General features: G+C 60.3%; 2 protein-coding genes and 1 pseudogene. 1 reads left to right on the plus strand and 2 read right to left on the minus strand.

The genetic code is table 11. The annotated features are described in order from the left end of the window. Positions 1-122: 122 nt before the first annotated feature. The gene (locus ACIQOV_RS28330; RefSeq protein ID WP_401053257.1) at positions 123-1,409 is read right to left on the minus strand and encodes an IS256 family transposase; all 1,287 of its coding nucleotides are present in this window, start codon (positions 1,407-1,409) and stop codon (positions 123-125) included. Between the two features lie 714 nt (positions 1,410-2,123). On the opposite strand from ACIQOV_RS28330, the gene ACIQOV_RS28335 reads away from it, so the two are divergent. Continuing rightward, positions 2,124-3,758 (plus strand): hypothetical protein, encoded by a 1,635-nt coding sequence (locus ACIQOV_RS28335; protein ID WP_401053255.1) that lies wholly within the window; start codon positions 2,124-2,126, stop codon positions 3,756-3,758. 97 nt (positions 3,759-3,855) lie between these two features. On the opposite strand, the pseudogene ACIQOV_RS28340 reads toward ACIQOV_RS28335, so the two are convergent. After that, positions 3,856-4,584, minus strand: a pseudogene (locus ACIQOV_RS28340) (IS5 family transposase); the annotation flags it as partial. Between the last annotated feature and the right edge of the window lie 103 nt (positions 4,585-4,687).

Here is a 4,687-nt window from a genome sequence, read left to right on the forward strand (position 1 = left end):
GGGAGCGGGGCCTGTACCGGGATCGCTCCGGTTCGGTAGAGCCGCAGATGGCGCTGAACAGTGTTGACGTCACCGCGGTAGCCGGGTCTGTCCAGTGAACGGTGTAACTCGGTTGGGTTGAGTTAGCGGCGGCCGGCGGAGAGTCGGCCGTCGAAGGTGATCTCGAAGGCGTTCAGCGCGGCCTTCCAGCGGGTCATCCAGCGTTTGCGGCCGTCACCGGTCGGGTCGAGGGACATGACCGCCATGTAGACGCACTTCAGGGCCGCCTGCTCGTTCGGGAAGTGCCCGCGCGAGCGGACGGCCTTGCGGATGCGGGCGTTCACGGACTCGATCGCGTTCGTGGTGCAGATGACCCGGCGGACCTCGATGTCGAAGCTCAGGAACGGCACGAACTCGGCCCAGGCGTTCTCCCAGAGCCGCACGATCGCCGGATACTTCCTGCCCCAGGCCTCGCTGAACTCGACGAACCGCTCCAGGGCGGCGTCCTCGGTCGGCGCGGTGTAGACGGGCTTGAGGGCCTTGGAGATCTTGTCCCAGTCCTGACGGGCCGCGTAGCGGAACGAGGCCCGGATCAGGTGGACGATGCAGGTCTGGGTGACGGCCTGCGGCCAGACCGTGCCGATGGCATCGGGCAGGCCCTTGAGGCCGTCGCAGACGACCATGCAGACGTCCGCGACGCCGCGGTTCTTGATCTCGGTCAGGACGTGCAGCCAGTACTTCGCGCCCTCGCCGCCGTCGCCGGCCCACAGCCCGAGGATCTCCCGCGTGCCTTCGACCGTGACCGCGAGCGCCACGTAGATCGGCCGGTTGGCGACCTGGCCGTCGCGGAGCTTCACGTGGACGCAGTCGATGAAGACCACCGGATAGACCGGGTCGAGGGGGCGGTTCTGCCACTCGGCCATGCCCTCGATCACCTGGTCGGTGATGGTGGAGATGGTCTGCTTGGAGACCTCGGCGCCGTAGACCTCGGCCAGGTGCGCGGAGATCTCGCCGTGCGTCAGGCCGCGGGCGGACAGCGAGAGCACCATCTCGTCCACCCCGGACAGGCGCCGCTGGCGCTTGCGGACCAGCTGCGGCTCGAACGAGCCCTCCCGGTCCCGTGGAACGTCGATCTCGACTGGGCCGACCTCGGTCAGCACGGTCTTCGACCGCGTGCCGTTGCGGGAGTTCCCGCTGCCGGTCCCGGCCGGATCGTGTTTCTCGTAGCCGAGGTGGTCCGTCATCTCGCCCTCGGGTGCGGACTCCAGGATCTTCTTCGTCAGCTGCTGGAGCAGGCCTCCGGCGCCGGTGAGCTGCAGCCCGCTCGCACGGGCCCGGTCGACGAGTTGGCCGATCAGCTGGTCGTCCAAGGCGGCCGGCTGCAACTCCGCCGGCCGCACGGCCTCCACGGCCTCGGCCGAGACGGTCACTTCCTTCATCAGGTGCTACTTCCTTGATCGGGAGTTACACCGTTCTTTGTGCAGACCCGACCCCGGCTGACCAGCGACATCGCCCCATCCGACGAGCAGCGGACCACTTCCGGAGACGTGGAACCCGGCGCCCACCCAACGCGACAGTCGGGCCCTCGGTCTGTCTACAGGCATAAAACTCAGCCCGGACAAGCAGACGCGGCCCGCCAGCCAAGCTGACGAGCCGTCATGCAAGATCGAGGTTAGGGAAGCTAACTTGCCCGATGGCGATCAGCCGAGATAGCGATGGGTCGAAACCTATGCGATAGTTGTTTAGTAGCACCACCGGGCTTCGAATTAAATGTGAAGCGCCTTCCGGAGGTACGCTGCCTATGGTCTATTGAAAAAGAGCATAAGATGCCTCGTCGAGAACATTTCCGGAAAGATTCAAACGATACACAGGCGGCCAGATCCGGTCGCGGAGGGAAGTCTGAGCGCACTGCAGGTAATGCGCTCAGCGCGCTGCAGAGAACGGTCGGAAACGGAGCAGCCGCTAGCATTCTTCAAATAGCAGAATGGGAAACTGAGGCCGAGCACCACGGTGCGCCAGAAAACGAGGCGTTGCAGCTGCAAGCTCAGGGTCCACCGCCTCAAACATCGAAGAGCTTTGCCGAGCTTTCTGTAGCAGCGAAAACCAAAGTCATGCAATACAGTATCAGACACCGCGCTCACCGGATGTACGGAGTGCCCGACCTAAGGTCTTTCTCGTTCTTTGGGCCAGAGAACGGTGATGTGGTGGCTGGCCAGGCCTTCGAAGTCATTGACCTAGAGCCTGAACCGATCAACGCGATTTGGATGCCGCAAGCCCCGGTCGGCGAGCCTGCTTTCGCCGTCATCAATAATGATATTGAGGACGCTTCATTCTACCTTCTATTTTACTATCGACGGGAAGAAAAGTCCATTGCCGAAGGAAGCCTCGAGGAGTCTTTCCGAGCCTACTACAACGAAGAGTCAACTAACGGAGAAGAACTCGAGTGGTATTTCCAAGTCTACGGCGTAAATGATCTCCCCGGCGAGTATACAGGGCCACTCTTCGAAACTCGCGGTCAAGATGTCTATCCACATACAGAGAACGCCACCGGCTATGCTACGTCGCCGGAGGGAATGGCTAAGCTCCTAGAGAACAGATACAAGCTGAGCAAGAGCCACGCGGCCTTCTACCTGTTTGGCCAGTTCAGCGATCAGAACAAGGTGGTGGCCGGGGAGGACTTTACGGTCAATGGCCTGGCGCCGGAACCCATATTTGCGCGCTGGGTGGACAGGGAGCCCGCCTTGGGACTGCTCTTCATTGTCTATAACCAAGATATTGATGGCGCTCGGGAGTATCTCAAGTTCTACTACTGGGAGAGCGATGTCGGAGATGATCCAGAGTTCCTTGTCCATGACGCTGACATGCTCCCCGAGGGCTACTCCGGTCAGCTCTTCGTAACTGGTGGGGATCAGGTTTACCCTTACACGGGGCAGCCCGTTGGGCGTGCCTCGTCACGGGAAAGTCTTGTCAAAGCCCTGGAGAGCAAGCATGAGCTAAGCGGAAAGCATATGGCCTTCTGGCTTTGCGGACCAGAGAACGGCGATGTTGTGGCCGGGGAGGACTTTACAGTCCATGATCTGGCGCCAGATCCAATTGTGGCAAGTTGGGCGCAAGGGGAACCCGAGTGGGAAGAGCCACTATTCATCATCCGCAATGAGATTGAGAATGCCGAATACTTTCTTGAATTCTTCTACAGAGAGGAAAGCCTCGCCGGAAATAAGGGGCCTGTAATGAGCTTCGAAGTCCGGGGCATCGATAGCGCGCTTGAGGGGTACTCGGGGCCACTGTTCGAAACTTCCGGGCAGGAGGTTTATCCAGCGAAGAGTGAATTCTCGGGAGTGGCATCCTCGCGGGAAGAGCTGGCGAGCCTGATCGCGCAAAGATACACGCAAGCTGAGAATAATCCAGCCTTCTCGCTGCCCTCGCTGCTCGGGAAGAAGTTGATTGTCGGAGAAGACTTCGTGGTCGGTGACCTGATGGCTGACAACATCGAGTCACATTGGGTCTCCGAGGCCCCCGAGCATGCAAATCCGCTCTTTACCATGTTCGTTGGAGGACCCGCTGGCGGATACTATGCCCAATTCTATTTGCTGGACAGTACTGCTGGCGAGGCGGGATCGCAAAAAGGTTCTTTGAGCTTTGCTGTGCATTCCGTCAAAGACCTTCCCGAGCTGCCGGAGCTGCTCTTCAAAAACTACGAGAACTATGTGTACCCGCTCCATGCAGGAGAGCCGCCAACTCGGAAGCACCGAAAGTTTACCGGAATTAATATCCGATGAGGGATGTCGAATTCTAGTACAGCACGCTGCCGTCAGCGTATTTACCGAGCGTCCTGTCTGGGAGGGCATTTGGTGAGAGTAGTTTGCCCTTTATATTCTAGTAAGTTCCTCGCCAGGTTGGTGTGGTCCCGTCCGTTATGCGCTTGGTGGGGTTGTCGATCGAGGCGATGTGGATCATGGCTTCGAAGCTGGCCGGGAGGGTCTCGTAGTCGCGGGCGAGACGGCGGCGTTGCATGATCCACCCCAAGCTTCGTTCGACCACCCATCGCCTTTTCGCCACGTGAACTCCAGGGGCGTCGGACTTCCGATGGACGACCTCGACGTCGACTCCGAGGCTTGCGCCGTGCTCGATCATTGCGTTCTTGAAGCCAGTGTCGACCCAGCTCTTGGAGATGCTCGGGTAGGTCTTCTTGGCCTGATTGAGGAGGCGTATTCCCAGGGCATTCTCGGACAGGCTCGCGGCGGTGACGGCGACGGCGAGGATGAGTCCGATGGTGTCGGTGAGGATGCCCCTCTTCCGGCCGACGATTTTCTTCGCGGCATCAGTTCCCTGGCTGGTCAGGGGCACGTTGGTGGAGGTCTTCACGCTCTGGGTGTCGATCACCGAGGCGGTCGGCTCGGGTTTGCGGCCTTCCTTTACTCGGGCCAGTCCGGTGAGGTCGTAGTTGAGTTGGGTGAATATTCCCTCGTCACGCCAGGCAGCGTAGTAGGCATAGACGGGGGTGCCGTGGTTGGGGAAGTCGTGCGGGAGATACTTCCAGGGGATTCCCGTGCGGTTGACGTAGATTATCGCATTGAAGACGTCGCGCAAGGCGGAACAGGAGTCCTTGGGCTTTCCAGGGCTGTTGCAAAGTCCCGGTTAGGGCATGAGTCCGCAGGTCATAACGGGGTGAGAGGCGGGAGTCGATCCGTCACGTACGCATCGAAGC

The organism is Kitasatospora sp. NPDC091257, from assembly GCF_044757675.1.
Classification (GTDB): domain Bacteria; phylum Actinomycetota; class Actinomycetes; order Streptomycetales; family Streptomycetaceae; genus Kitasatospora; species Kitasatospora lactacystinica.

Coding starts and splice junctions, on each gene's coding strand:
- ACIQOV_RS28335 (WP_401053255.1), top strand. CDS start 2,124: ATGTACGGAGTGCCCGACCTAAGGTCTTTCTCGTTCTTTGGGCCAGAG.